At 31.1% G+C, this 4,656-nt stretch carries 5 protein-coding genes; 2 read left to right on the top strand and 3 right to left on the bottom strand.

From position 1 onward, the window contains the following. Nucleotides 1–1,234 (bottom strand): DUF1800 domain-containing protein (locus tag ABJD66_RS17220; RefSeq protein WP_348133941.1); only part of this gene is annotated, 1,234 nt, incomplete at its 3' end. 195 nt (nt 1,235–1,429) lie between these two features. Between ABJD66_RS17220 and ABJD66_RS17215 the strand changes: the two genes are divergently transcribed. Both ABJD66_RS17215 and ABJD66_RS17210 read left to right on the top strand, forming a co-directional pair. Continuing rightward, a complete protein-coding gene (locus tag ABJD66_RS17215) occupies nt 1,430–1,789 on the top strand; it encodes a YraN family protein (RefSeq protein ID WP_348133938.1) in 360 nt (119 codons plus the stop codon). Nucleotides 1,790–1,943: 154 nt separating this feature from the next. Further along, entirely contained in the window at nt 1,944–2,603 is a 660-nt protein-coding gene (locus ABJD66_RS17210; RefSeq protein WP_100894019.1) for a hypothetical protein, read from the top strand. Nucleotides 2,604–2,614: 11 nt separating this feature from the next. Here the strand turns inward: ABJD66_RS17210 and ABJD66_RS17205 are convergent, their stop codons facing one another. Together ABJD66_RS17205 and ABJD66_RS17200 are read right to left on the bottom strand one after the other, a co-directional pair. Then, nucleotides 2,615–3,931, bottom strand: a complete 1,317-nt coding sequence (locus ABJD66_RS17205; protein ID WP_348133935.1) for a TlpA disulfide reductase family protein — start codon at nt 3,929–3,931, stop codon at nt 2,615–2,617. Nucleotides 3,932–4,014: 83 nt separating this feature from the next. Then, a partial coding sequence (locus tag ABJD66_RS17200; RefSeq protein ID WP_348133932.1) for a TRCF domain-containing protein occupies nt 4,015–4,656 on the bottom strand: 642 nt, incomplete at its 5' end.

The following is a 4,656-nucleotide window of genomic DNA, read 5'->3' as shown; positions in this document are numbered from 1 at the left end:
TAGCAAAGTCTCTAAATTGTTCTGAGTCGAAATCCCAAAAAATTTGCAAAAACATCTCTGAGGATAACCATCTGCCAATCATAAAGTTAGTGTTAATCCAATACCTGTCTCTATACCAGCCTTCAACACCAGGAGGGTTGTAGATTTCTTGGCCTAATAACTTACAAGTTTGTATTATATTTTCAATTAAATCTTCTTCAGAATCAGATTTAAAACCTGTTTCATTCAATAAATTAATATAAATATCAAACGGACTCTTAATAATTACTCCTACAGCCTCTTCATCATAAAAATGTTCACTTTTAAAAAGTTGAGCTAGAACAGGTGCTATTTCAAAATCATTTGCTCTAAAAGTTGCAGCTAAACCTTGAATAATAACTTCGGCGTTATTTGCATCATCAGTAGAATCTGGGTGTACAAAAAACTCATATAATTTTTTACATATAAACCAGCTTATTTCGTTTGGTCTTTGTTCAAATAAATTATCTATAACTCCATCATAGTCAAAATTAGCAGTTTGGCCTAAAATGGTTTTAGAACTTGAATCATATTTGGTTGCATCAAAAGTAACAGCTGTACAACCTGCATCTCCACGATTTACCCAGCCAGTTAAAGCTTTTGCAGTTTCGATAATATCTTCTTCGGTATATCCATTACCTTCTCCCAAAGTAAATAGTTCATATAATTCACGAGCGTAATTTTCATTAGGGTTATTACCGTTATTAAATACACCATCTAAATAATAAAGCATTGCACTCTCAAGCCCCATTTGCCTGACAAACTCCTTAAAATTTCCTACTGCGTTACGTTGCAAACAATTTATGTAATGGTATTGAAAGGAATTACAACCATGTTTAATCATTTCTGTAACCAAATGATTGCTCCAGAAAAAACTCAAACGGTCTCTAAGGTTATTGTTTATAAAGCTTTTAACATATTGACTCCTAAATTCTATTGTGTGCTGTGCTCTTAAGGCATTTCTGGCATCATCATCTGCAGGATAATCAGCCCAAGTCCAATTAGCCCAGCTTGGTTCAGGAATTTCAGGCATATTTAACGCCTCATTGATTAGCATATCTATATGTGCGGAGATTGGCTCTCCAATAGCGCTATTTATAGTGTCAACAGAGGCACTAAAACCTAATCGTCTGTAAAGGTGTTCTGCTTTGTTTTTGTCTAGATTACCACCTATGGGGTTTAGCGATGCAGTATTGCAATTCACAAAATATGCCATAATTATTGTTGCATTTGTATTGTTTGGTTATTAGGTCACGTGTTTACTTTTAACGTTAAAATATACAAATGAGTATATAATTAGTTAAAAAAGTTAACACGCTCACTTTATTAGGTACGTAAAATAAAGCGTTTTAGATGATGAAAAGCTTTTTTTTTCGGTAAAATACACTAATTTGTATGTTAAATTTAAATTTTGGGAGATCACAATCAGTTTGGTAAAGAAGGAGAAAAGCTTGCTGTACAGTTTTTAAGAGACAATGGGTACACTATTAAACATCTTAATTACCGCTATCTAAAAGCTGAGGTTGATATTATTGCGCAGCATAAAGATACTTTGGCAGTTATAGAGGTAAAATCTAGAAGTAGTGATGCGTTGCAGAACATTGCTGATACTGTAACAGCAAAAAAAATAAAACTTCTTGTTATGGCAGCAGATCATTATGTATCTGATAATGATTTAGATGTAGATGTTAGATTTGATATTATCACAATCTTAAAAAATGAAGATAATTTAAAAATTGAGCATTTAACCGACGCTTTTTATCATTTTTAAAAAAAGAGACACCAATTTTTATTACATTGTAATTGTTACATTTAAAACAATTTGTTATTTTTGAACTTTCAAAAGACATTTTTTATTCTAATAAGTCTAATAAGAATAGTTTTTTAACCAAATTAAGTGCAAACAACCAAACCCCAATAACAGGATGAAAACAATATCATCAGTAGTAGAAGAGTATATTAAAAAGAAACCCTTTCTACAAAGTGCTTTAGCACAGAGTATTATTAATTTAACTTCCTTATCTAGAATTATTAAACCAGAAATAGAGTCTGAGTTAGGGAAAGATATTAGAAACGGAGCCATTGTTATGGCTTTAAAACGATTATCTGATGATTTAGAGTTTAGAGCTACTCACAAAATTGTAAAGGTTCTTAAAAATATAGGTGAAATTACTGTAAGGTCTTCTTTAACAGATTTTACTTTTTTATTATCTGATTCCATTCTTGATAATCAAACTAATTTATTAAAGGAGGTTAATAAAAATAAGGATGTTTTTTACACGTCTTCTAGAGGAGTAAATGAGCTAAATATAGTTGTAAACAATACATTAGATAAGACGGTTGAAGAGTTGTTTAAACACGAAAGATGTACACAAAAGGCCGAGAATTTATCGTCTATAACTGTAAAGCTACCAGCAGAAAACGTATCTGTACCTGGTATTTATTACTTTATTTTTCAGCGTTTGGCTTGGGAAGGTATTGTGCTTTTTGAGGTAATTTCTACAACCAACGAGTTTACCATTTTAGTAAATGATGAGCAAGTAGATGTAGCCTTTAAAACTATTAAAGATCTAAAGGCCTTGTAAGTCTATTTTTATTATTTCTTTTTTAAATATTCTAGAGCCTCTTTGTAAGTCTCTGGTTTATTTACAATTCTTTTGTCTTTATCTAAAATAAAGTAGGTAGGTGTAGCAGAAACATTATATAAATCTGCATATTTACTATCCCATTTGCCAAGGGCTAAAGCGTGTGTAAAGTTTTTTAGTTTAGCTGACTCTGTATCCCAGTAATTGTACTCGTCTTCTAAACCAACAGCAAGTACTTTTGTGTTTGGTAGCGTTTGCATTGCTTTGTTTAATTCTGGTAGTTCTTTTAAGCAATGAGAACATGTACTGCTCCAGAAAACAACAACGTAATTCTCTGCTCCAGATAATTTACTAAGACTATTTTTGCCATCATTCCAAGTAATTTCAGGTGCTTTTGCGCCAATTCTTAATCTAGTATGTGCATCTATATTTTTAATAATTTCTTGGTTGTTAGTTATGTTTCCAAGTTTTTTAAGGTAATTAGTGGTTATAAAGTCTGATGTTTTATCATACTTAGCACTGGCAGCATAAATCCACATATCATAAAAAAGGCTAAACTTAAATGCCTCATGAACACCATCTAGTTTGCTAGCTACAGTTTGTATATTTTGCTGTAAAATTGTCTCAGTTTCATCTTTTGTAACTTTATTTAATGGTAAAGATGTGTACACATAATTTAATGTTTTGTCTGTTAAAAACGAAGAGGCTTGTAGCTGTTTGTTTTTAAAATCTATTGCCGAAAAATAATTTTGCTTTTTATGCTCAACAAACTCATATATTGTTTCATATTTTTTTGCAATGTATGGCTTGTTGGCTTTAATAAAATTAAGTGCAATTAAATCCTTAGCATCAGTTTCATACCTAGCTTGTGTGCTATTTATTTTATTGTAAAGCTTTGCTAGTTCTTTTTTATTTGTACTGTTAGATGTGTAAAAATCTATAACCTGCTTTTGTAAGGCATTAATTTCTAAAAAATAACTGTTTACTATTTTATTTTCTTCTGATATGGTATACGTTGCACCATCTTGAGCATTAAAATTAAGTACAATATCTTCTTTGCCATTGTATAAAACATCAAAATTAAACTCTTCTTGTGGTACAGCATACACCAATCTATAAGTTCCGGCAGCTGCGTTGGCAGGTAGCTCTAGTTTAAATTTGCCATCTTCTATTTTAGTATCTGCAACATAAACTTGTGTACCAGGTTTAAGTTGGTATGCAATAAGCCAAGTATACTCTTTAGCTGGTGAAAATACGCCAGATATGGTATGTTGTGCTGTTACAGATACAGCAATAAGAGCAAATAATAATGTTAGTATTTTTTTCATAGTATGCTTTTTTAGCAATGGTTAATGCTTAGTTATTTAGCTTATTTTCAAAAACCGAACCAAACTGTGTATTTGCATTTGTTTTAATGCGTATTAAAAGGAGCTAAGCTTTTTAATGCTTTTTCTACTGTTGTAATTTTATCAAAAACCAAAAGTAAGCGTAAGCCGGCTCTGGTTTGTTTTTCTTTCATTTTACATATAGCAGTATTGGCTTGTACAAATTGTAATACTTTAGTGAATTTAGGACTTTGGTAAAATCCAGATTGTTGATCTGCTATAAAATACCCAATCATTTTACCTTTTTTAAGTACAATTTTTTCTAAACCTAGGCTATTTGCAATCCATTTTATACGAACCGAGTTTAGTAAGTCTTCAACAGGACTAGGTATTTCACCAAAACGGTCTACTAATTCTTTTTCAAACTTAACCAAACCTTCTTCTGTGGTAATTAAGTTTAATTGAGTGTATAAGTTTAATCGTTCTGTAACATTATTAACATAATCATCAGGAAATAAAAGTTCAAAATCCGAGTCTATCTGGGTTTCTTTTACAAACACTTTGTCTTTGCCTTCTACCTCTTCGTATAAATCTTTAAACTCGTTTTCTTTTAATTCTTCTACCGTTTCTGCAAGTATTTTTTGGTATGCATCAAAACCAATTTCATTAATAAAACCACTTTGCTCACCACCTAAAATATCACCTGCACCACGTATTTCTAAATCTTT

It is taken from the genome of Cellulophaga sp., from assembly GCF_039943695.1.
Classification (GTDB): Bacteria; Bacteroidota; Bacteroidia; order Flavobacteriales; family Flavobacteriaceae; genus Cellulophaga.
The sequence above is the reverse complement of the archived record's forward strand: the minus strand, read 5'-3'. Positions and strand labels throughout refer to the sequence as shown.